Genomic DNA, 21,794 nt, shown 5'->3' on the forward strand with positions numbered 1-21,794 from the left:
ATCCGGTTGCGGCAACTCGACTGGTAGAGCTTGTCTCGAGCGTGGTTCGGTCAGCGGACTATGCTAAAAGTCGCCCGTCGCGACCTGAAATCGTGGCGGGTGTAAGAATTATCGCCGTCGACTTGTACTGTATCGAGTGGAGCGCGACAGCGTGAATATGGTGCGGGGTCGCGTATAGATCGCAATATTCCGTCACAACTTTAATAATCTAGCTCCGAATATCTAACATAATAAGTTCCAATATTTCTATTGTCGACTGATCAGGATTTCCATTAAAACTGCGGACAGCATCCAAACTACGCTGAACCGCTCCAAAAAGTTGATCCCACTCTACGTTTGAAAGAGCGTTATTCGCCATATTTTGCAGAGCTAGCGCAGCATGATAAAATACAAATGGCTGCTCTACGGAAAATCGCTCGGCTAGCCAATCTATGTCACACGCATTTGGGTTCATCTGCATCATTGCAATAGCAGCCAACCTGCTTCCTGGTGATCCGGATCCCTTATAGTTGTCGATGTGTCCAACCAGCGTAGGTGCAAGCGCCCTCATTCGTACTATGACTCGCGTCATCGCTTGAGTACGATCGCTACCCGCCGGCATAGAGCGACGAATCGAGTCATACTCAAGACATAGGCGGTCGAGCTGCTTCGCAAGATCTAAATCGCTATCCGCTTCGAGAGCTATCTTAGCGGCTATTTCTATCTGCCGTGACGTTACAGTGCCTTTTTCATTTTCTTTTACCGCGTCTGCGACGCGATCCAACTCGGCCTCGATGCCCGCAATCTTCATTTTGCGTACACGATCCATAAACGATGGGATTCTTTTGGCAGCAAATCTCAGCTCATTTCTAAATAAGAAGCCAAGCGTGAAGATGGCGAGCGGCCACGCGATAGCCCCAAGGAGAGTGCCTATGGCCGTGATTAGCTTTGCGGCACTCTCCATGGTTGCTTCCTATCACTCAGCCGGCAGGTAAATTTCGCTCCCCTTTTCGCGGAATTTCTCGCTCATGTCTGCCATGCCTTTTTCGGCTTCGGCGTGGGAGCCTTTGGCGAAGATCGCGCGGTTGGTGTCGGTCTGGTCGATATCCGCCGCCAAGAACGTATCCGCCGGCGCGTTCTGCTTCGCTGCGAAGTCCCGGACTTCCTGCGTGATCTTCATCGAGCAGAATTTTGGGCCGCACATGCTGCAGAAGTGTGCGCTCTTGGCGCCTTCGGCTGGCAACGTCTGGTCGTGGTATTGCTCGGCGGTGTCGGGGTCGAGGGAGAGGTTGAACTGGTCTCTCCAGCGGAATTCGAAGCGCGCGCGGCTCAGCGCGTCGTCGCGCATCTGGGCGGCGGGGTGGCCTTTGGCGAGGTCGGCGGCGTGGGCGGCTAGTTTGTAGGTTACTACGCCGACCTTGACGTCGTCGCGGTCGGGGAGGCCTAGATGCTCTTTCGGCGTGACGTAGCAGAGCATTGCGGTGCCGTACCAGCCGATCATCGCGGCGCCGATGCCGCTGGTGATGTGGTCGTAGCCGGGGGCTATGTCCGTCGTGAGCGGCCCCAGCGTGTAGAAGGGTGCTTCGCCGCAGACCTCGAGTTGCTTGTCCATGTTCTCCTTGATCTTGTGCATCGGCACGTGGCCGGGGCCTTCGATCATGACCTGGACGTCGCTCTTCCACGCGCGGTGGGTGAGTTCGCCGAGCGTGTAGAGTTCGCTGAACTGCGCTTCGTCGTTGGCGTCGGCGATGCTGCCGGGGCGCAGGCCGTCGCCGAGGCTGTAGGCGATGTCGTACGCCTTCATGATCTCGGTGATCTCGTCGAAGCGCTCGTAGAGGAAGCTCTCCTTGTGGTGGCTGAGGCACCATTTCGCCATGATCGAACCGCCGCGCGAGACGATGCCGGTGACGCGTTTGGCGGTCATCGGGATGTAGGCGAGGCGGACGCCGGCGTGGATCGTGAAGTAATCGACGCCCTGCTCGGCCTGCTCGATCAGCGTGTCGCGGAAGATCTCCCAGGTGAGGTCCTCGGCGACGCCGCCGACCTTTTCGAGCGCCTGGTAGATCGGCACGGTGCCGATCGGGACGGGCGAATTGCGCAGGATCCATTCGCGGGTGTCGTGGATGTTGCGGCCGGTGCTGAGGTCCATCACCGTGTCTGCGCCCCAGCGGATCGACCAGACGAGCTTGTCGACTTCGGCGGCGACGTTGGAGGCTACCGCGGAGTTGCCGATGTTGGCGTTGATCTTGACGAGGAAGTTGCGGCCGATCGCCATCGGTTCGGATTCGGGGTGGTTGATGTTGTTGGGGATGATCGCGCGGCCGCGGGCGATCTCGTCGCGGACGAATTCGGGGGTTACGAAGTCGGGGATCTGTGCGCCGAAGGATTCGCCGTCGCGAACGTAGTCTTTGAGCATGGCGCGGCCGAGGTTTTCTCGGGTGGCGACGTATTCCATTTCGGGGGTGATGATGCCGCGGCGGGCGTAGTGCATCTGGCTGACGTTGGCGCCGGCGCGCGCGCGGAGGGGGCGCTGGATGGTGGCGGGGAACTGGGGGACTCCACCGGAACGGTCCGGGCCAAGCTGGCCGTTGTCTTCGGGGCGGAGTTCGCGGGCTTCGTAGGGTTCCACGTCGCCTCTGGCTTCGATCCAGGCGCGGCGGAGTTGGGGGAGGCCGGCGTTGATGTCGATTTGCGCGCGGGGGTCGGTGTAGGGGCCGCTGGTGTCGTAGACGCGTAACGGGGGTTCGCTGCACGACGGGTCTAGGACGATCTCGCGCATGGCGACGCGGACGTCTGGGCTGGTCGGGACCGCTACGTGGATTTTGCGCGAGCCTCGAATCGGGCCTGTGGTTACGCCGATGTCGGTCTTGGATTGCGTATCGATGGCCATGCGCTTGCTCCTACGGGTCTCGGAGCAAGGCTTGCGGTTCTGTGGCGACCGCTCCCTCCCTCCGCCGGTATCAACCGGATCAGGTTCAGCGGGTCGAAGGCTCCTGCCTTCCTCTCAAGCGCGGATTAGCGCTCCCCCGGGGTGGGGTGAGCATACGCGGCTGGGGGTGGGGTGCAATGGGGAATTTGGGGGCTCGGCGTGTGCGAAGCTTGGTGATTATTGCGCGCTCGATAAGGCACCACCCCGGCGAAGGCCGGGGCCCAATTGGAGGACGGCGGTAACGGAGGGCAGTTCTTCGTTGTATCCACCTCGCCAATTGGGCCCCGGCCTTCGCCGGGGTGGTGCTTCGGTTCGGGGTTGGGGCTCTCTAACAAGAAAGGCCGCTGCCCTGGTTGGGGCAACGGCCTTTTTTCAAGGTGGCAGAGCCAAGCTTGCTCCGTCATGCCGGGCTTGTTCCGGCATCCAGCGTGCCGCGCAATCGAGGGTGTCGAGTTTGCGGCGCGGTGGACCCCGGAACTAGTCCGGGGTGACGGAGTGGTTGGTTACGTCTTGCTTCAGAAGCGGAAAGAAACGGTTCCGCGCAGCGAGTGCCAGCGGAAGTTCTCGTCGCTGCGGCGGAAGGTGGTGCCGCTGGTGTTGGGGGCGAGGACGAACGGGTTGTTCGCCAGCAGGACCGGGCTGCCGGCAATCGCGGTGCCGGCGGTGACGAGGACGCGGGCGTCGTCGTCCTTGTACTGGTGATAGGTGTATTCCATGCCGATCGAGATGTTCCGGGTCAGCTTCTGCTCGATGCCGCCACCGCCGACATAGCCCCAGCGCTTGTTCGAGCCGGTGGCGGCGAAGGCGTTGGCGGTGTTGGTGGTGAAGAACAGGTTGTCGATCTTGGCATAGCCGGCGCCGCCGGTGGCGTAGAACAGCGTGTTGCGGGCGGCGAGACCGGCGCGGGCGCGGACCGAGCCTTCCCACTTCAGCTTGCGCGCCATCGTGTAGCTAGCAGGCGTGGTCGAGAAGGCGGCGACGCTGTCGGTGATGTCGGACTTGCCGAATTCGCCGACCAGGCCGACCACGAACGGGCCGCTCTGCACGTCGAAGCCTGCGCGGCCATAGTACGACCAGCCATCATCGTCGTTGCGGCAACCGTACGCCGGGACCGCGGTGCGGGCGGAGCCGTTGCAGAAGCCCGGCGAGAAGGCGTTGGCGCCGGTGATCGTGTTGACGCTGTCGCTGAAATTGCCGTCGCCGTTGCGATCGAACAGGATCGACGAGCCGACGTCGTTGCTCTGCACGTCATAGCCGCCGGCCGCGCCGATATAGACGCCCGAGAACGGCTTGCTGTCGGTGGTCATGTCCTGCGCGGCGGCCGGAACGGCGAAAATGCCCGCGGTCGCGAGACCGGCGAGCATCGTGAGCTTCGTGAAATGTGTCATGGTTCGTTCCCCAAACGAGAGGCCGCGGCGCCCTGAATGTGCGCCGCGACCCGGATTTTCCTGTTTTAGTTCGTGACGACGATCACGCGTTGGCGCCGCTCGTCCGCAGTGAATCGAGGCGGTTGTTGGTCCCGTTGGGGAAGAAGCCCCCGCCGATCCTTGCGGTGTTGGTCAGGTAGACGATGTTGTGCACCTGCGCGACCGAGCGGCTATAGGCCAGACCGTTGACGTCGGTGGGCACGATGTTCGAGATCGTCGGATCCGAACCGGTGATGCCCTGATCGATATCGCTCGCACCATCCAGGCTGTCGCGCGCATTGCTGATCTGGTTCGCAGCGGTGATGAGCGACGGCATCGGGTTCGGCGTCTGCAGCCCCTTGCGGTACAGGATCGTGCGGATCAGGCCCGCATGATAGGCCTCGGCGGCAAGGATGCCGGCGGCTGCCTCGAGATAGGTCTTGTTGGCGATCAGCGGTGCCGCGCCCTTGTAGGCCGAAACACCGACGTCCTCGAAGATGTACGCGCCGAGCAGGAAGCTGTTGTCGTCGGCATAGGGGTTGAACACACCCGTTGCACCGATGACGCCGGCCGCGCGGGCGGCCGAGGTGAAGGCACCCGGCGCGGCTGCCGTGCCGACCGAGATGTCGATCGCAGGCTGGGCGACGGCGGCGGTGCCGAGGGCCGAGCGCAGAAACGCGACGTGGGCGACTTCGTCGATCGCGATCTCGCGGGCATATTCGCGGACGACGGCATCCTGGAACGGTACCTGAGCGCCGCCGGTGACCGCACCCTGCGTACCGGTGCCGGTGAGCAGGCTGGCGTTGAGGCCGACGCCGAACGCCGCGACCGCGTAGAACTGCGCTTCGAGATATTCGAGGTTCAGTGCGACATTGAGCACGTCGGCATCGCTGAGCGTCGCGGCCGGCGTCGGTCCCGGCGTCGGGGTCGGTGCGAGATCGGCATCGTCGTTGCCGCAGGCCGCGAGCAGGCTCGCGCCACCGATGGCGAGGGCCGAGCCGCCGGCGAAGCGAAGGAAGCCGCGGCGTTCGTTGCGGCGGGCGGCAATCGCGTCGAATATCTCGAGCTTGGTATTGAGATCGGTCATTGGGTTAATCCCCTGAATAGCGAAGATGAGCGTTGGGCCGGACTGAAGCGATCAGGCTGCCGCAGTGCTCGTCTTGATGTTGCCGGCCATGCCGTTCGGGAAGAACCCGCCGGCCGATGCCGCACCGCTGTTGAGATAGACGATGTTGAGCACCTGACTCACCGAGCGGCTGTAGGCCACGCCGTTGCTGTCGAGCGGGACGATGTTCGACACGGTCACCGCGGCCTGCGTGGTGGCGAGGTTGATCGGCGTCGCGCTGTACGACGAGATGCCCTGGTCGAGATCGTTGGCGCCGAAGATCGTCGTGTTGGCGCCACCGCCGTCGAGGCTGTCGCGGGCCCGCGAGATGGCATCCGCGGACGTGCGGAGCGACGGCGTCGCGATGCCCTTGCCGTACAGAGTCGTGCGGACGATCGCGGCGTGATACGCCTCGACCGCGAGCAGGCCGGCTGCAGCCTCGAGAAACGTCTTGCTGGTCAGCAGCGGGGCGGCACCCTTGTACGCGGTCACGCCGACGTCTTCGAAGATGAACGCGCCGAGCAGGAACGCTTCGTCCGTTGCGTAGGGATCGAACGCGGTGCCGGCGGGGACGAGTCCTGCGGCCTGCGCTGCGGTCGAAAAGGCGCTGGTCGGCGAGACGCTGACGTCGATCACCGGCTGCGCGACGGCGGAGGTGCCGAGCGCGGCGCGCAGGAACTTGACGTGCGCGATCTCGTCCTGGGCGATCTCACGGGCATATTGCGCGACGATCGGATCGGTGAAATTGACCTGGCGGCCACCGCGGACGGCACCCTGCGTGCCGGTGCCGGACAACAGGCTGTTGTCGAGGCCGGTGCCGTAGGCGGCATAGGAGTAGAATTGCGCCTCGAGATATTCGAGGTTGAGCGCGAAGTTCAGGACGTCGGCGTCGGTGACGGCCTGGGCCGCCGCGGCGCTGGACATCGACAGCGCGGTCGCACCGGCCGCGGTGATCGCAGCGGCGCCGAGCGCATTCTTGAAAAAATCACGACGCTCGCTGCGCCGTTCCACTCGCGCATCGAGGGCTTCGATCAGGTGCACGCTCTCGGTCATATCAGGGTCCTCCCCTTGTTGTTGCAGACGTCGGAGTTATTGAAACAATCGAACAATCCGGACCGATGAGAGTAACACCCTGTCGCCAAGGCCCGACTCGTAACGCGCTCTATTGCGGGCAGAAATCTGCCGTCCAAATCGAGTAACGGACGCACCGGGGAAATGGACGCAGCATTAACGGTCACGCCGTGAAATAAATCTGGGCGGTGGTGTGGGGTGCGGTGGGGCTGCGGCGGGGTGGTCTTGCGGGGGCGCCATGGGGCGTGAGTCGCGGCGGTTTGGCGGGCGCTTTATGCCTGGCGTTGCTGAAGAGCCACTAGTGGATAGCGAGCTCTGCCCCCCTCCCCTTCAGGGGAGGGGACGGGGGTGGGGCGTTGCCACACGGACCGCGTTCGCGTGGAACTGCCCCACCCCAACCCCTCCCCTGAAGGGGAGGGGCTTTTGGGTTGGACCTTCTGGACGCCGCTTGGGCCGCCATGTGCAGGAATGCGTAGCGGTTCCCGCCCTCGCAATCCTCCCCCCTTTTGCGGGGGAGGATCGATAGGTCTTCGGTTTGGCTTCAGTTTGCCCGGTAAGAGATCGGGCCGGCCTCAGATCAGAAGGTGTAGGTCAGGCCGATCGCGCCGAGCCACTGGTCGGCGTCGCCGACGTCGGCGACGATCGGGCTGTCCTTGTACTTGCCGACCATGCGTCCGTAGAGCACGCCCGCGCCGACGCCGAGGCCGTGGCGGAGATCGCCCGACAGGCTCTGCACGACGAACAGCGAGGCGTTGACGCGACGGAAGCCGGCGTCGTTGACGTCGTAGGTCCGCAGCCCGCTGGCGAGCGAGCCGATCGGTGTCACCGCCGCATAGGTGCGGCCGAAGCCCTTGCCGGCATAGTCCGCGGCGAGGCCGAGCGAGACGAGCGTACGCACCGACAGCGGCGTGGTGTAGTTCACCTGCGGCGTGATGACATAGCTGTCGTACGTGCCCGACACGTCGTGGACATAGGCGACGCGTGCGGTGAGCGTGTCGTAGTCGCTGGTGATCACCCCGGTCCGGGCGATGCCGACATAGCCGCCGATCTCATAGGCCGTGTCGATCTTGCCGAGTGCGCGAACCTGGCGGTTGTCGATATCGCCGGTGCGATCGCGGCGCAGGCCGCCGATGACGCCGACTTCGTAATTGATGCCGACTTCGCCGGTGTTCGGGATCAGGTTGAAGTAGAGCTGCGTGCCACGCAGGAAGAAGTCATGGCCGCGCACCGTGCCGACGAAAGCACCGGCGGGGGTGAAGGAATTGCTGTCCGCGCCCTCGTAATCGGGCATCGATACGACGCCGAGCGCGACCGTGACGCGGTTGTTGTCTTTGGGATCGGTGATCGTCGGCGACGGGTTCGGATCGGTCTGCGCTAGCGCCGGCGTGGCGGTGGCGAGTACCGCGATTGCGGCAGACAGGAATAGGTTGAATGCGCGCAAGGACGTGCTCCGGACAAAAAGGTTCCACGGCGGAACGCGGTGAAACCGATTTCGGTCCGTTACGATCGGTCAGAAGATGTAACGCATTTTCACCTGTTGCATATCGGCATCACCAGCCAGCTTGAACTCGGCCGCGGAAAAATGCGGTGGCCCGAACCGGACGGCGGCATTGCGCGAGAAACCATAGCCCTCGCGCGGGATGCCGGCGATCGTATCGAGCTTCGAATTGTTGTTCTCGTCGTGAATGAGCGCGAGCGCATAGGCGCGCTGCGGCAGGCCGGGGAAACTGATCGCGTGGACGCTTGCCGGGATCGACCGGGTCAGCGCGTCGGCATCGTCGACACAGGCGGGAAAATTCTTCGGATCGGCGGTCAGGCAGACCCGGATCATGCCCTTGGACGAGCGGAGATTGTCGACTTCGACGTCGAGCCGCGTGACGGGTGCCGTCGCGGCCAGCATCATCCATAGCGCACCGATGCCGGCCGCGCCGCCCAGCCGCCGCGACATCGCGTTCCATGCGGTCCGGGTGACGGGGGGTGTCGCAGAGCCGATCCCAGGTTCGGAAGTGATGGCCATGTTTGCACCCGTATCGTTCATGATGTCGCCGATGGCGTCCGACCTTCATCGGCCGCGCGCCCCATTGCTCCTCGTCACATGAACCGCGGGAAAACCTGCCGCATCATATGATCGCCATGGCCCATACCCGTCGCATACGGCTTCACCAAATTGCGTGCGCCGACATGGATCGGAATTGCGAGGACCAGTAGCGGAAGTATCACAGCGGTCGGTGCTCGGATCGGGTGGCTGTGCGTCGGATGGGGGGTCGGGATCTGGGCCGAGATCGAGATCGGATCGGTGCTGGCCTTGCACGGTCCGGGAGATTCCGCCGGTGCGGCGATAGCCCCTATGCAGTGCGCGGAAACGTGATAGCCTCCCCGTTCAGAGCAGGATGACCTGCCGATCGGAGAGTGATGCATGGCAGACCAGAACGCACGCGGGGACCCGGGCCAGGATAGGGGCCAGAATACGGACCAGGATTCCGGCAAGGCCCACAAGGATCACAAGGGACTGATATACGCGATCACCGGCAGCATCCTGGCGCTGGGGATCATGATGATGGCGTTCTACGACCGGGCGGGCGATCCGATGCCGATCGCGTCGGTGCAGCAGCCGGTCGTCACCGCACAGCAATAACCGCGGGATTTGCGGGAGGCGCGGCGCGGTCGAAGATCAGGATCGGCGCGTCGCGGTAGATGCCGGTCGTGCGCAGTCGGTAGCCGAAGCGGTCCGCCAGCCGGATCGACGCGGCGTTGGCGGGATCGATGATGCAGGTCGTCGCGGGGATGCGCGCGTCGGTCCACGCCAGGATCGCGGCGAGGGCTTCGGAAGCATAGCCCTGGCCTTGCGCGGCCCCGGCGAGGGTCCAGCCGATCTCCGGGCTGAGGCCTGAGGCGGCGTCGATCGACGGCACGATCGCGCGGCGGGCTTCGATCAAGCCGAGTTCGCCGATCAGGCGGCCGGTGGCGTCGCGGGCGATCCAGCTGCCGTAACCGAACAGGGTCCATTGGCCGATCGAGCGGAGGAGGCGGATCCAGACGTCCTCACGCGACCGCGGCTGGCCGCCGATCATCGTGTAGACGCGGGGGTCGGTCCACATTTCGGCGCAGTCCTCGAGGTCGGCGGCGGTGTGGCCGGTCAGGGTCAGGCGGGCGGTGGTTAGCGTGGGGGCGGATGCGGGCTGGGGCATTCATACTGTCTAAGGCGGATTTGGATGAAGGGGTATGCGTTGCCGCGCATTCTCCCCTCCCTGGAAGGGAGGGGTCGGGGGTGGGTCGGCCCGATCGAGCCACGCGCGTTCGGATATGCGGAAACCGACCCACCCCCAGCCCCTCCCTTCCAGGGAGGGGGGCAAGGCTGGTTTCTCTCGTTATTCGCTATCGCTCGCCCCCCCTTTATCGCTCGTCCGCCATCGCTCTTATCCCGTCGCTCGCGCCCTTCCGCGCGTCGCTCCTTTCGCTGTGCGACGCGGCCCCGCTCCCAGCCTGCATCCCCTCGCGGCAATGCAGGTTGTCTTCGCGTCTGATTGCTTTGCAAAGGTTGTTTTCGTGCCCCCCGCTTTGCGCTAGTCGCAAGGCATGGCATCGACGATTTCCTGCGACGTCGCGATCGTTGGCGCGGGTTTGGCCGGCGGGATGATCGCGCTGGCGCTCAAGGCCAGGCATCCGACGCTCGACGTGCGGCTGATCGACTCCGCGCCGGTCGTCGGCGGCAATCACCTGTGGTCGTTCTTCGGCAGCGACGTGGCGCAGGCAGATCGCTGGATCGTCGCGCCGCTCGTGGTGCATGCGTGGCAGGGGTACGACGTCCGCTTTCCGGCGCACGGACGGACGATCGACGCGACCTATTATTCGATCGAGAGCGAGCGGCTGGACCGCGAGGTGCGCCGCGTCCTGCCGGGCCATGCGCTGATGCTGGGGCGGAAAGTGTCGGGCGCGAGTGCGACCGCGGTGGTGCTGGCGGATGGCGACCGGATCGAGGCCAAGGGCGTGATCGACGTGCGGGGCCCGGGCGATCTGTCGCTGCTCGATCTGGCGTGGCAGAAATTCGTCGGGCGCGAGCTGGTGCTGAGTGCGCCGCACGACAGCCCCGTGCCGACGGTCATGGACGCGACCGTGCCGCAGATCGACGGCTATCGCTTCGTCTATTGCCTGCCGCTGGCCCCCGACCGGATGTTCGTCGAGGACACCTATTACAGCGACACCCCCGATCTCGATGTCGAGGCACTGACGACGCGTATCCACGACTATGCGGATGCACGCGGCTGGCACGTGGCGCAGGCGGCGCGCCACGAAGCGGGTGTGCTGCCGGTCGCGATGGGGGGCGATTTCGAGGCGTATTGGCGGTCGGGCGGGGCGCATGTCGCGAAGGCGGGCATGCGCGCGGGGATGTTTCATCCGACCACCGGCTATTCGCTGCCCGATGCGGTGCGGACCGCGTCGATGCTGGCGGGGCTGAGCGATTTTTCGGGCGTAAAACTGCATGACGCGACGCATGCGATGGCGCGCGCGACGTGGAAAAGCCGTGGTTTCTACCGGATGCTCGACACGATGTTGTTTCGCGCCGCCGAGCCCGAGGAACGCTATCGCATCCTCGAACGCTTCTACCGCCTCTCACCATCGCTCATCGGCCGTTTCTACGCCGGACGCTCGACGCTTTCCGACAAGGCTCGCGTTCTGACCGGCAAGCCCCCCGTCCCCATCGTGCGCGCCGTCCGCGCCATCGCAGGCAGTATGTCATCATGAAGACCGCAATAGTCATCGGCGCAGGTTTCGGCGGGCTGGCGCTCGCGATCCGGCTGCAATCCGCCGGCGTGCAGACGACGATCGTCGAGAGCCGCGACAAGCCGGGTGGGCGTGGGTATTTCTGGGAGCGCGACGGCTTCACGTTCGATGCGGGGCCGACGGTCATCACCGATCCGGATTGCCTGCGCGAGCTGTGGGCGCTGTCGGGCCACGACATGAGCGATGACGTGACGCTCGATCCGGTGCTGCCGTTCTATCGGCTGAACTGGCCGGACGGGACGAATTTCGACTATACCAACGACGACGTCCAGATGCGCGCCGAGATCGAGAAGCTGCATCCCGGCGACTGGGCGGGGTACGAGAAGTTCCTGCAATATTCGGCCGGCGTGTTTCACGAGGGCTATGAGAAGCTCGGCCATGTCGCGTTCCTCGATTTCGGGTCGATGATCAAGGCGGCGCCGGCGCTGGCGAAATACCAGGCGTGGCGGTCGGTCTATTCGATCGTGTCGAGCTTCGTGAAGTCGGAGAAATTGCGCGAGGCGTTGAGCTTCCATACGCTGCTGGTCGGCGGCAATCCGATGACGACGAGCGCGATCTATGCGCTGATCCACAAGCTGGAGCGCGATGGCGGGGTGTGGTTCGCGCGTGGTGGTACCAACCGGCTGGTCGCGGCGCTGGTCACGCAGTTCGAGCGGCTGGGCGGCGTGTTGCGGCTCGACGATCCGGTGACGTCGATCGAGACTCTGGGCGACCGCGCGACGGGCGTGACTACCGCGAGCGGCTGGTCGGGTCAGGCGGATGCGGTGGCGGCGAACAGCGACATCATGCACACCTATCGCGACCTGCTGACGACGTCGCGCAGTGCGAAGCGCAAGACGGGGTCGCTGGAGCGGAAGAAATACTCGCCGTCGCTTTTCGTCGTGCATTTCGGGATCAAGGGCACCTGGCCGGGCATCCCGCACCACATGATCCTGTTCGGGCCGCGCTATAAGGGTCTGCTCGAGGACATTTACGACCATGGCGTGCTGAGCGAGGACTTCTCGCTGTACCTGCATCATCCGACCGTGACCGATCCTTCGCTGGCGCCGGAGGGGCATTCGACGTTCTACGCGTTGGCGCCGGTGCCGCATCTGGGCAAGTTCCCGGTCGATTGGGACGAGATCGCACCGATCCTGGAGAAGCGCATCCTCGACGAGATCGGGCGACGGTTGATCCCGGACATCCACGAGCGGATCGTGACGAAATTCTCGTACGCGCCGAAGGATTTCGCGCAGGACCTGAACGCGCATCTGGGGTCGGCGTTCTCGCTGGAGCCGGTGCTGACGCAGAGTGCGTATTTCCGGGTCCACAACCGCGACGAGCATATTCCCAACTTATACTTCGTGGGGGCCGGGACCCATCCTGGCGCTGGGATTCCTGGCGTTGTGGGAAGCGCGAAGGCTACGGCTCGGTTGATGTTGGAAGGCGAGAAGTAAGGTTTGTTCACGCGGAGGCGCGGAGACGCGGAGGTGTTGCGCTTGTCGCGTAGCGACTGTCCGCCAAATCGCGATGGAGGTTTGATGCCCGTTCCGGGCGGTTCTCCTCCGCGCTCTCTGCGCCTCTGCGCGAACAAAATCTTTTCTTGCAGCCGCCCGCCGCCATCCCCTAGCGGTGCGGGATGAAGAGACTTGCTGTGTATTGCGGGTCGGCGACGCCGGCTGATCCAACTTATATCGAGGGCGCGCGCGCGCTCGGGCGGACGCTGGCCGAGCGGGGGATTGGCCTCGTCTATGGCGGCGGGCGAACCGGGCTGATGGGCGCTATTGCGAATGGCGCACTCGAGGGCGGCGGCGAGGTTATTGGGGTTATTCCTCAGGCGCTGGTCGATGCGGAGGTTGCGCATCGCGGGTTGACCGAATTGCACGTGGTGCAGGGCATGCATCAGCGGAAGCAGATGTTTACCGATCTCTCCGATGGGTTCGTGACGATTCCGGGTGGCACGGGCACGATGGACGAGCTGTGGGAGGCGCTGAGCTGGGCGCAGCTTGGGTATCACGCCGATCCGGTCGGGTTGCTGAATACCGCGGGCTATTATGACCATCTGATCGCGTTCTGGGACAAGATGGGCGAGGTCGGGTTTCTGCGGCCGCAGCACCGTGACCTGCTGATCGTGGCGGATACGCTGGATGTGCTGCTCGACCGGATGGGGCGCCATGTCCCGACGCAGCCGATCGTGCGGATGAACGCGTCGGATTTGTGAGGGTTTTTGGACTGCACGCCGAACCCCACTCCACCCCGGCGGAGGCCGGGGCCCAATTGGGGAACGTGGGTTGGTGAGCGTTGCGCGTCGTTACGTCGACCTTCCCAATTGGGCCCCGGCCTTCGCCGGGGTGGTGGCCATAGCGGTGCAGCCTGCGATGGTGGTGAGAGTGCGAGAATGAGTGAGCCCCTCCCCTCGCGTGCGGCGACCGTTGCGGCGGCGCATGAGTCTATCTCGCGCGGGTCGAAGAGTTTCGCGGCCGCCAGCCTGTTGTTCGACAAGCCGACGCGCGAGCGGGCGTGGCTGTTGTACGCGTGGTGTCGGCGGTGCGACGATATCGCCGACGGGCAGGATCATGGGCACGGGATGACGGTGGTCGAGGACGCCCCTGCCCGGCTCGTCGCGCTGTCGGCGATGACCGAACAAGCGCTCGCCGGCGACTACGTCGGCGAGCCGGCGTTCGATGCGTTGCGGATCGTCGCTGCCGAGACCGGCATGCCGAAGCGGTTCGCGCGGGATTTGGTCGAGGGCTTTGCGCTGGATGCGCGCGAGTGGCGGCCGCGGTCGGAGAACGACCTCTACAAATATTGCTACCATGTCGCGGGCGTCGTCGGGTGCATGATGGCCGTGGCCATGGGCGTCGATCCCGAAGACGAGGATACACTCGACCGTGCGTGCGATTTGGGGATGGCCTTCCAGCTCGCCAACATCGCGCGCGACGTCGAGGAGGATGACCGGGTCGGGCGGTGCTACCTGCCCGAGGAATGGCTGGTCGAGATGGACTTTCCGCCGGGCCAGCACATGAAGCCGCCGTTCCGATCACGGCTGGCGGTGTTGACCAAGCGGATGGCGGAGCGTGCCGCTGCGTTCGAGGCGAGCGCGCGCGAGGGAACGCCGGCGTTGTCGTTCCGCTCGGCTTGGGCGGTGCTGTCGGCGGCGGGGATATACGGCGCGATCGGGCGTACGGTCGCGGCTCGGGGTGAGCATGCTTGGGATCACCGGGTGACCACGTCGGGCATGCAGAAGCTGGGGTTTATCGCGAAGGCTGCGCGGGAGGCGGCTCGGCGGGAGACGCTGTATCCGCGGACGGTGAGGGATGCGCGGTTGTGGACGCGACCTAAGGTATGATGCTCGCCGGCCTCAACTACTCCGAACGTGTTCCGGGGTAGACCCTTCCAGGCAGTCTCACGCATCGAGCTCGGCGACGGGTGGATGCCGGAACAAGCCCGGCATGACGAAAATACTGGTCAGCCCTGCGACTTGGCCTTGCCGGTCTTCGCCATGAGCTGACCGCTGGCGCGGCAGTTCGCACCGATCATCGGGTAGGGAACGTCGGTATTCTGCGCCAACTGATTGGGAAGTGCCGCGCGGCACTGCGCCATCGTCTCGTAGCGCGCCGGGATGACGCGTGCCTCGGTGCAGTTCACATTGCCGTCGCTGCAGCCCATGATGGCCATGACGTAGAACAGCGGTTCCATTTCATTCTCCAGCGGGTCGCGGTGGCGATCCTAGTGGCCATCGTCGGACACGGTGATAAAAGCGACGAACTGGCAGGAATGTTCCGCCAAACGCTTTCGTCGGGGCTTGACCGCGCCTACATCGCGTCGATCCATGCCCCCTGATACCTACACCTCCACCCGCGCGGACCAGCCGTTGCTGCCGACGCTCCGCCGTTTCCTGCCGTTCCTGTGGCCGGCGGGGCAGCCCAAGCTGAAGGCGCGGATCGTCGTCGCGATGCTGCTCGTGATCGCGTCGAAGCTGATCCAGGTGTTCGGCGCCGCGTTCACGCTCAAATACGCGGTCGACCGGATGGCGGGGAACGATCGCGGGGCGCTGACGCTGGTCGTGCTGCTGGTGGTCGGGTATGCGGCGTCGCGGTTCGGGACGACGCTGTTCGACAATCTGCGCAACGCGGTGTTCGAGCGCGTCGGACAGGATGCGTCGCGGCGGCTGTCGGCGCAGGTGTTTCGTCATCTTCATGCGCTGAGCCTCGATTTTCACCTGTCGCGGCGGACGGGTGCGGTCACCAAGGTGGTCGAGCGCGGCACCAAGAGCATCGACACGATGCTGTATTTCCTGCTGTTCAACATCGCGCCCACCGTGTTCGAACTGGTGCTGGTGCTCGGGCTGTTCTGGACCAAGTTCGGCTGGCCGCTGGTCGTCGCTACCGTCGTGATGGTGGTCGGTTATATCGCGTTCACGCGGATGGTGACCGACTGGCGCAACGCCTTGCGGGCGCAGATGAACGACCTCGACACCGGGGCGGTCGCGCATGCGGTGGATTCGCTGCTGAACTTCGAGACGGTCAAGTATTTCGGTGCGGAGGAGCGCGAGGCGAAGCGCTACGACCGGGCGATCACCGCCTATTCGGAAGCCGCCGTGAAGAGCGAAAACTCGCTGGCGTGGCTCAATCTCGGGCAGGCGCTGATCACCAACCTGATGCTGGCGGGCGGCATGGGCTTCGTGGTGTGGCGGTGGAGCCGGGGCGAAGCTTCGGCGGGCGACGTGGTGTTCGTGTCGACGCTGTTGGCGCAGCTGTTCCGACCGCTCGACCTGCTGGGGATGGTGTACCGCACGATCCGGCAAGGTGCGCTCGACATGGCGGCGATGTTCGACCTGATCGATACGCCGGCGACCGTGGTGGACGCGCCGGGTGCGCCTGTGCTGGCGGTGAGAGCCGGGCATGTGCGGTTCGAGGGGGTGTCGTTCGGATATGATGTCGGGCGGCCGATTTTGCGCGATCTGGAGCTGGACGTGCCGGCGGGATCGACGCTGGCGGTGGTCGGGCCTTCGGGTGCGGGGAAATCGACGCTCGCGCGGTTGCTGTACCGGTTCTACGACCTGACGGGTGGGCGGATTACCGTCGACGGGCAGGATATTGCGGAGGTTCGGCAGGCGTCGCTGCGGGCCGCGATCGGGATTGTGCCGCAGGACACGGTGCTGTTCAACGACACGATCGGGTATAATATCGCGTACGGTCGCGAGGGGGCGGAGATGCCTGAGGTCGAAGCAGCGGCGAAGGGTGCGGCGATTGCCGGGTTCATCGAGCGCCAGTCGCTCGGGTACGCCACGCGGGTCGGCGAGCGTGGGCTGAAGCTGTCGGGCGGCGAGAAACAGCGCGTGGCGATCGCGCGGACGCTGCTGAAGAACCCGCCGATCCTGATTTTGGACGAGGCGACGTCGGCGCTGGATAGCCGGACCGAGTCGGAGATCCTCGATACGCTGGAGGCGATCGAGCGTGGGCGCACGACGATCGTGATCGCGCACCGGCTGTCCACGGTCGTGCATGCGGACCAGATCGTCGTGCTGGAGGCGGGGCGGATCGTCGAGAAGGGCACGCATGCGGACCTGTTGCGGCAGGGCGGCGTGTATGCGGAGATGTGGAACCGGCAGGCGCAGGAGCGCGCTGGGGATGATGCGGGTGCGTTGGCGGCGGAGTAGGTTGGGCTTCTGCCGCTTGGTGGAACCGTGAACCCTCGCCAGACCACACGCCGTCACCCCGGACCTGTTCCGGGGTCCACCGTTCCGCAAACTCTCACGTTTTGCTTTTGGGGACGGGTGGATGCCGGAACGAGCCCGGCATGACGGGGGAGTGGTGGCGAGTTCACGACCACGCTCGACTGGGTGAACCACCCCGGCGTAGGCCGGGGCCCAACTGGAAAGGTGGTAATAACGACGCGCCCCCATCCGTTAGCAACGTTCCCCAATTGGACCCCGGCCTGCGCCGGGGTGGTTGGTGTTTGGGTGATGGATGGAGCCCGAGGCGATAGCTTAGCGGTATGCGCCGCCCTTCCAGTTCCCTCGCGAATGCGGGGGTCCAGGAATCACAAGCGATGGCATGCTTGGTCCTGGGCCCCCGCTTTCGCGGGGGAACGGAAGAGCGAGACCGACGGCGCCCCTACGCCGGGATCGACGGGTCCAGTTCGCGCAACCGCGCCTCGATTGCGGCTGAGTATTGATAGATGTGCGTCAGGTCGGACAGCAGGTGCCGCGTCTCGTCCTTGCCGGCGAACATGCCGAGATACTTGGTCGTGATCCCGTTGAAATGCATCCGCGCGACCGTCTTGCGGTTGTTGTCGTCGAGCAGGATCGCGCAATACGACTCGCGTCGCGGACGATCACGGAGTTTGGGTCGATCAGGCTATCCGCACGTCAGCCGAACCTGTTTCGCCGGCTCGTCGAAGACGATGGTAGAGCAGCGGTCGAGCAGGTCTGCGCCCAGCGTCAGGCGGTCGCGCTTGGGGTCGCGTTTGCCCTTGGCGGTGACGACGATCTCGTCCGGATCGGGTGGCGCGGCGTCGGCTTCGGGGATCGCGGCGGCGCTGCCGACGTCGCTGGTGCGGACGCCGAGCGTCGATAGCGTCAACGGTCCGACCGCGAGCGGCTTGGCAAGCGTCATTGTGCGCACCGGGCGCGCGATACCGAAGGCGATCTCGACCGGCTCGGCACCGCCGGTGAGCGTGCCACCCTGCGCTGCGGCGATCAGCGATGCGGCGTTGGCGGTGACCGTGGTGCGCGGGTGATAGGGGTCGAAGCGGACGCGGACGGGCTGGCCGCCGATCATGATCTGCGCGAACTCGCCCGACAGCCGCCCGAACAGGCCGCCGCCATCGACCATCGGCAGCGCGATGGTCCGTTCGCCTGCGCGTGGCGCGTTGAGGGCGATGCGCACGACGGGTTCGGGGAGCGATCCCGGCCCGATGCTGCCATCGCCGACGGTTGCATAGGCACGGCCGATCCAGCGACCGTCGGCAGACCCCTTTTTGGGGCTGGGAAAGCCGATCCGGCGTTTCACGCGGGTGGCGTCGAACGTCATCGGCCGCACGGTCGTGGCCTGCATCGCGCCCTGCCCGCCCACCGAATAGCCGAGCTCCATCATGCCGCCTTTCAACCCGAGCCGGTCGGCGCCGGCGGTGGTCATCAGGACGAGCCCGGGTGCGCCGGGATCGACGCGCAACGTGACCGGCGTGCCGTCGATCGTCGCGGCGATCATGCCGCCGACCGGTACGTCGCGAACCGGCGCTTCCTTGTCCGCAGCAGAAGCCGGACTTCCGATAGAGAGTAGCACGACCGAGACGAATGCCGCGACAACTCCGCGTAGAACGCCGCGCAAAACAGAGCCTGTCATGCCATCCCCCCCGAACCGACGCGAAAGATGTCGCACATCGTGCCGTGGTCGCAACGATTTTCCGGGCGGGAATGAATGTATGCGCGCTCTCGACGGGGCGGCATGCCGCGCCTAGATCGCATGGCAATGGCACTCGACCCCCTTCCCGATCTCCAGCGCATCTTTGGCTTTCCTGATTTTCGCGGCGTGCAGCGCGATGTCGTCGATCGGGTGCTCGCGGGACGGCGGACGCTGGCGGTGATGCCGACGGGGGCGGGCAAGTCGTTGTGTTACCAGTTGCCGGCGACGATGCTGGAGGGGACGTGCGTGGTCGTGTCGCCGCTGATCGCGTTGATGCACGACCAGTTGCGGGCCGCCACCGCGGTCGGGATCAAGGCTGCGACGCTGACGTCGGTCGATACCAATCGCGAGGAGACGATCGCCCGGTTCCGGGCGGGCGATCTGGACCTGCTGTACGTCGCCCCTGAGCGGGCTTCGAACGAGAGTTTTCGGAACCTGCTCGGCCAGGCGCGGATCAGCCTGTTCGCGATCGACGAGGCGCATTGCGTCAGTGAGTGGGGGCATGATTTCCGGCCGGACTATCGGTTGCTGCGGCCGTTGCTTGACAGCTTTCCGGATGTGCCGCGGCTGGCGCTTACCGCGACTGCGGACGCGCATACGCGGGCGGACATTCTGGAGCAGCTGGGAATCTCGCAAGAGGGGCTGATCGTGTCGGGGTTCGACCGGCCGAACATCCGCTATGCGATTTCGGGGCGCGACAACGTCAACCGGCAGATCGCGGACATCCTGGAGAAGATTCCGGGGCCGGGGATCGTCTATGCGCAGACGCGGGCGGCGACCGAGAAGCTGGCCGAGGCGCTGGGGCGGAGCGGGCGGCCGACGCGGGCGTATCATGCGGGGCTCGATCCGCAGGTGCGCGCGAAGAACCAGGCGGATTTCGTCGCGAGCGAGGACATGGTGATCTGCGCGACGGTTGCGTTCGGGATGGGGATCGACAAGCCCGACGTGCGGTTCGTGTGCCATGCCGGGCTGCCGAAATCGATCGAGGCCTATTACCAGGAGACGGGACGCGCGGGGCGTGACGGCGACCCGGCGATCGCGCATCTGTTCTGGGGTGCGGAGGATTTCGCGCGCGCTCGGCAGCGGATCGGCGAGGTCGAGCCCGAGCGGCAGGCGGGCGAGCGGCAGCGGCTGACCGCGATGGGCGGGCTGGTCGAGACGGCGGGATGTCGTCGGCGGATCCTGCTCAAGCATTTCGGCGAGGAGCGGCTGGAGGATTGCGGGAATTGCGACAATTGCCTTGGTAACGTCGATGCTGTCGACGCGACCGAGACGGCGCGGAAATTCCTGTCGGCGGTGTTCCGGACCGGGCAGATGTACGGTGTGGGGTATATCGAGGGCATCCTGACGGGGGTTTCGTCGGAGCGGAGCCTGATGAACGGGCATGAGGCGTTGTCGGTGTACGGGATCGTCGAGGGCGACGAGGTTGCGTTGCTCAAACCCGTGTCGCGCGCGCTGATGCTAAAGGATGCGTTGCGCACCAATCCGCATGGGGGGCTGGAGTTCGGGCCGGCGGCGAAGGCCATCCTCAAGGGCGAGGCGGCGGTGTCGATCGTCGTGCCGCCCAAGCGCGAGCGGCGGCGCAAGGGTGCGGTCGGCGCTGTGCCGAACCCTGTGGACGATCCGTTGTTCGAGGCTCTGCGTGTGCGGCGGCGCGATCTGGCGAAGGAGGCGGGCGTTCCGCCGTATGTGATTTTCCACGATTCGGTGCTGCGTGACATCGCCCGGCAGCGGCCTGCGTCGCGGGCCGAACTCAGCCTGCTTTCAGGCATTGGCGCGCGGAAACTCGACGCCTATGGGGATGCCTTCCTCCAGGTGATCCGCGAGTCCGCATGATACGGCACATCAACGAAAGTATTTCGGTCGCGCCGCAGATTGCGGTCGAGCATGTCGCGGAGATCGCGGCGGCGGGGTTCAAGACGATCGTCAACAACCGGCCGGACGACGAGGATGCGGGGCAACCCTCCGGTGACGCTATTCGTGCGGCGGCGGAGGCGGCCGGGCTGAAGTACGTTGCGATTCCGGTGACGCATGCGGGGTTCTCGCATCCGCAGATCGACGCGATGACGCAGGCTTTGGTCGATGCGGACGGGCCGGTGCTGGCGTATTGCCGGTCGGGGACGCGGAGCTGTAATTTGTGGGCGCTGGCGGCGGCTAAGGCGGGGCGGAACCCGAACCTGCTTTTGGCGCAGGCCGAGGACGCTGGGTATGACCTGCGCGGCATACGCCCGATGCTGGACGCGCTCGCAGGGCCGCGATGACGCCTGCGATCGTCGGCGGTGTCGTGGCCGTCGTTGTGGTGCTGCTTGGCGGCCTGGGCTGGGTCGTCGTGCGGATGCGGCGGGTCGTGAAGATCGACACTCCGGAAGAGGCGGCGGACGCGGCGCAGGCGCAGCTTGCCGGGTTTGCGGTGGCGGGGGCTGTTGTGGGTGCGGATGGCCAGGGGGCGCTGGCGATCGCCGATGATGGGCGCGTCGCGGCGGTGAAGCGGATCGGGAAGCGGTTGGCGGTGCGCGAGGTCTCGTGGCGGACGGTGCGCGCTACGCATGAGGGTATCCTGGTGGAGACCGGGGACCGGGCGCTGGGAGCGGTTATGCTGGCGAAGGTCGACGTGCTGGATATCCGGCGGTTGGCGCCGAAGGGCGTTCGGGTTTAGCGGCGCGCTTTCGCTGGGATCGCGGCTTACGCGTCCCCGGCCCCTCTCTCGCGCCCCCTTCCGTTCGTCCTGAATAGCTGCTGAGCTTTGTCGAAGCGGCGTGTCGGAGGAGGGACTGTGCTTCAATACGCGCCTTCGATACGCTCCTGACGGAGCTACTCGGCGCGAACGGGTTGGGGGTGTTTGCGCTGGTCGTATCGGGGCTCCACACCACCCCGGCGAAGGCCGGGGCCCAATTGGCGAGGTTGCAGTAACGAAGGACCGCCCGTCGTCATCGACGTCCCCCAATTGGGCCCCGGCCTTCGCCGGGGTGGTGCTGGCGCATAGGACTTGAGTGTAAACCGATGCGGGGAGACGGCACTCTTCTGCTCCCCTTCCGCTTGCGGGAGGGGTCGGGGGAGGGGTTAGCCCCATGGGCCGGACGCCAGTACGTACGTCGGCCCCTCCCCTGCCCCCTCCCGCAAGCGGGAGGGGGATT

Annotated in this window: 20 protein-coding genes and 1 riboswitch; of the genes, 9 read left to right on the forward strand and 11 right to left on the reverse strand. The window is 65.3% G+C overall.

Features of this window, described 5'->3' with window-relative positions:
- Positions 1-208 precede the first annotated feature (208 nt).
- From U1707_RS10385 to U1707_RS10415, 7 genes are all read right to left on the reverse strand, one after another.
- Complete coding sequence (locus tag U1707_RS10385) at positions 209-943, reverse strand: hypothetical protein (protein ID WP_332800010.1); 735 nt, start codon at positions 941-943, stop codon at positions 209-211.
- A 12-nt stretch (positions 944-955) separates the two neighbouring features.
- A complete protein-coding gene (gene thiC / locus U1707_RS10390) occupies positions 956-2,869 on the reverse strand; it encodes a phosphomethylpyrimidine synthase ThiC (protein WP_332800011.1) in 1,914 nt (637 codons plus the stop codon).
- Between the two features lie 39 nt (positions 2,870-2,908).
- A riboswitch (TPP riboswitch) is annotated at positions 2,909-3,018 on the reverse strand.
- 405 nt (positions 3,019-3,423) lie between these two features.
- On the reverse strand, positions 3,424-4,296 hold the full coding sequence (locus U1707_RS10395; RefSeq protein WP_332800012.1) for an outer membrane protein: 873 nt from the start codon (positions 4,294-4,296) through the stop codon (positions 3,424-3,426).
- Positions 4,297-4,378: 82 nt separating this feature from the next.
- The gene (locus U1707_RS10400) at positions 4,379-5,401 is read right to left on the reverse strand and encodes a ferritin-like domain-containing protein (RefSeq protein ID WP_332800013.1); all 1,023 of its coding nucleotides are present in this window, start codon (positions 5,399-5,401) and stop codon (positions 4,379-4,381) included.
- A 51-nt stretch (positions 5,402-5,452) separates the two neighbouring features.
- Positions 5,453-6,472, reverse strand: coding sequence for a ferritin-like domain-containing protein (locus U1707_RS10405; protein ID WP_332800014.1), 1,020 nt, complete (start codon positions 6,470-6,472; stop codon positions 5,453-5,455).
- Between the two features lie 595 nt (positions 6,473-7,067).
- The gene (locus U1707_RS10410; protein WP_332800015.1) at positions 7,068-7,931 is read right to left on the reverse strand and encodes a MipA/OmpV family protein; all 864 of its coding nucleotides are present in this window, start codon (positions 7,929-7,931) and stop codon (positions 7,068-7,070) included.
- Positions 7,932-8,000: 69 nt separating this feature from the next.
- Complete coding sequence (locus U1707_RS10415; protein WP_332800016.1) at positions 8,001-8,507, reverse strand: DUF2141 domain-containing protein; 507 nt, start codon at positions 8,505-8,507, stop codon at positions 8,001-8,003.
- Positions 8,508-8,906: 399 nt separating this feature from the next.
- On the opposite strand from U1707_RS10415, the gene U1707_RS10420 reads away from it, so the two are divergent.
- Positions 8,907-9,125: a hypothetical protein gene (locus U1707_RS10420; protein WP_332800017.1), complete on the forward strand. Its 219-nt coding sequence runs from the start codon at positions 8,907-8,909 to the stop codon at positions 9,123-9,125.
- Here the strand turns inward: U1707_RS10420 and U1707_RS10425 are convergent.
- Entirely contained in the window at positions 9,109-9,678 is a 570-nt protein-coding gene (locus U1707_RS10425) for a GNAT family N-acetyltransferase (protein ID WP_332800018.1), read from the reverse strand. The two genes, U1707_RS10420 and U1707_RS10425, sit on opposite strands and share 17 nt — an antisense overlap.
- A gap of 388 nt (positions 9,679-10,066) precedes the next feature.
- Between U1707_RS10425 and crtY the strand changes: the two genes are divergently transcribed.
- From crtY to U1707_RS10445, 4 genes are all read left to right on the forward strand, one after another.
- Positions 10,067-11,233, forward strand: coding sequence for a lycopene beta-cyclase CrtY (gene crtY / locus U1707_RS10430; protein WP_332800019.1), 1,167 nt, complete (start codon positions 10,067-10,069; stop codon positions 11,231-11,233).
- Positions 11,230-12,708 (forward strand): phytoene desaturase, encoded by a 1,479-nt coding sequence (locus U1707_RS10435; RefSeq protein ID WP_332800020.1) that lies wholly within the window; start codon positions 11,230-11,232, stop codon positions 12,706-12,708. The genes crtY and U1707_RS10435 overlap by 4 nt, the downstream gene beginning before the upstream one ends.
- Positions 12,709-12,890: 182 nt before the next feature.
- The gene (locus U1707_RS10440; protein WP_332800021.1) at positions 12,891-13,472 is read left to right on the forward strand and encodes an LOG family protein; all 582 of its coding nucleotides are present in this window, start codon (positions 12,891-12,893) and stop codon (positions 13,470-13,472) included.
- Between the two features lie 177 nt (positions 13,473-13,649).
- On the forward strand, positions 13,650-14,600 hold the full coding sequence (locus U1707_RS10445) for a phytoene/squalene synthase family protein (RefSeq protein WP_332800022.1): 951 nt from the start codon (positions 13,650-13,652) through the stop codon (positions 14,598-14,600).
- A 119-nt stretch (positions 14,601-14,719) separates the two neighbouring features.
- On the opposite strand, the gene U1707_RS10450 is transcribed toward U1707_RS10445, so the two are convergent.
- The gene (locus U1707_RS10450; RefSeq protein ID WP_332800023.1) at positions 14,720-14,950 is read right to left on the reverse strand and encodes a hypothetical protein; all 231 of its coding nucleotides are present in this window, start codon (positions 14,948-14,950) and stop codon (positions 14,720-14,722) included.
- A 133-nt stretch (positions 14,951-15,083) separates the two neighbouring features.
- Here U1707_RS10450 and U1707_RS10455 point away from each other — a divergent pair, with 133 nt between their 5' ends.
- Positions 15,084-16,913 (forward strand): ABCB family ABC transporter ATP-binding protein/permease, encoded by a 1,830-nt coding sequence (locus U1707_RS10455; protein ID WP_332800024.1) that lies wholly within the window; start codon positions 15,084-15,086, stop codon positions 16,911-16,913.
- Positions 16,914-17,370: 457 nt separating this feature from the next.
- On the opposite strand, the gene U1707_RS10460 is transcribed toward U1707_RS10455, so the two are convergent.
- On the reverse strand, positions 17,371-17,523 hold the full coding sequence (locus U1707_RS10460) for a hypothetical protein (protein ID WP_332800025.1): 153 nt from the start codon (positions 17,521-17,523) through the stop codon (positions 17,371-17,373).
- Between the two features lie 90 nt (positions 17,524-17,613).
- Complete coding sequence (locus U1707_RS10465) at positions 17,614-18,600, reverse strand: hypothetical protein (RefSeq protein ID WP_332800026.1); 987 nt, start codon at positions 18,598-18,600, stop codon at positions 17,614-17,616.
- A 126-nt stretch (positions 18,601-18,726) separates the two neighbouring features.
- Here U1707_RS10465 and recQ point away from each other — a divergent pair, with 126 nt between their 5' ends.
- Genes recQ through U1707_RS10480 form a run of 3 tightly spaced genes read left to right on the forward strand, consistent with a single transcriptional unit; the run spans position 18,727 to position 21,316 of the window.
- Positions 18,727-20,496 carry a DNA helicase RecQ gene (gene recQ / locus U1707_RS10470; RefSeq protein ID WP_332800027.1) on the forward strand — a complete coding sequence of 590 codons (1,770 nt, stop codon included), beginning with the start codon at positions 18,727-18,729 and terminating at the stop codon, positions 20,494-20,496.
- On the forward strand, positions 20,493-20,921 hold the full coding sequence (locus tag U1707_RS10475) for a protein tyrosine phosphatase family protein (protein WP_332800028.1): 429 nt from the start codon (positions 20,493-20,495) through the stop codon (positions 20,919-20,921). The genes recQ and U1707_RS10475 overlap by 4 nt, the downstream gene beginning before the upstream one ends.
- Positions 20,918-21,316 (forward strand): hypothetical protein, encoded by a 399-nt coding sequence (locus tag U1707_RS10480; RefSeq protein ID WP_332800029.1) that lies wholly within the window; start codon positions 20,918-20,920, stop codon positions 21,314-21,316. Before U1707_RS10475 ends, U1707_RS10480 begins: the two co-directional genes overlap by 4 nt.
- Positions 21,317-21,794 lie beyond the last annotated feature (478 nt).

This window comes from Sphingomonas sandaracina (assembly GCF_036663695.1).
GTDB lineage: Bacteria > Pseudomonadota > Alphaproteobacteria > Sphingomonadales > Sphingomonadaceae > Sphingomonas.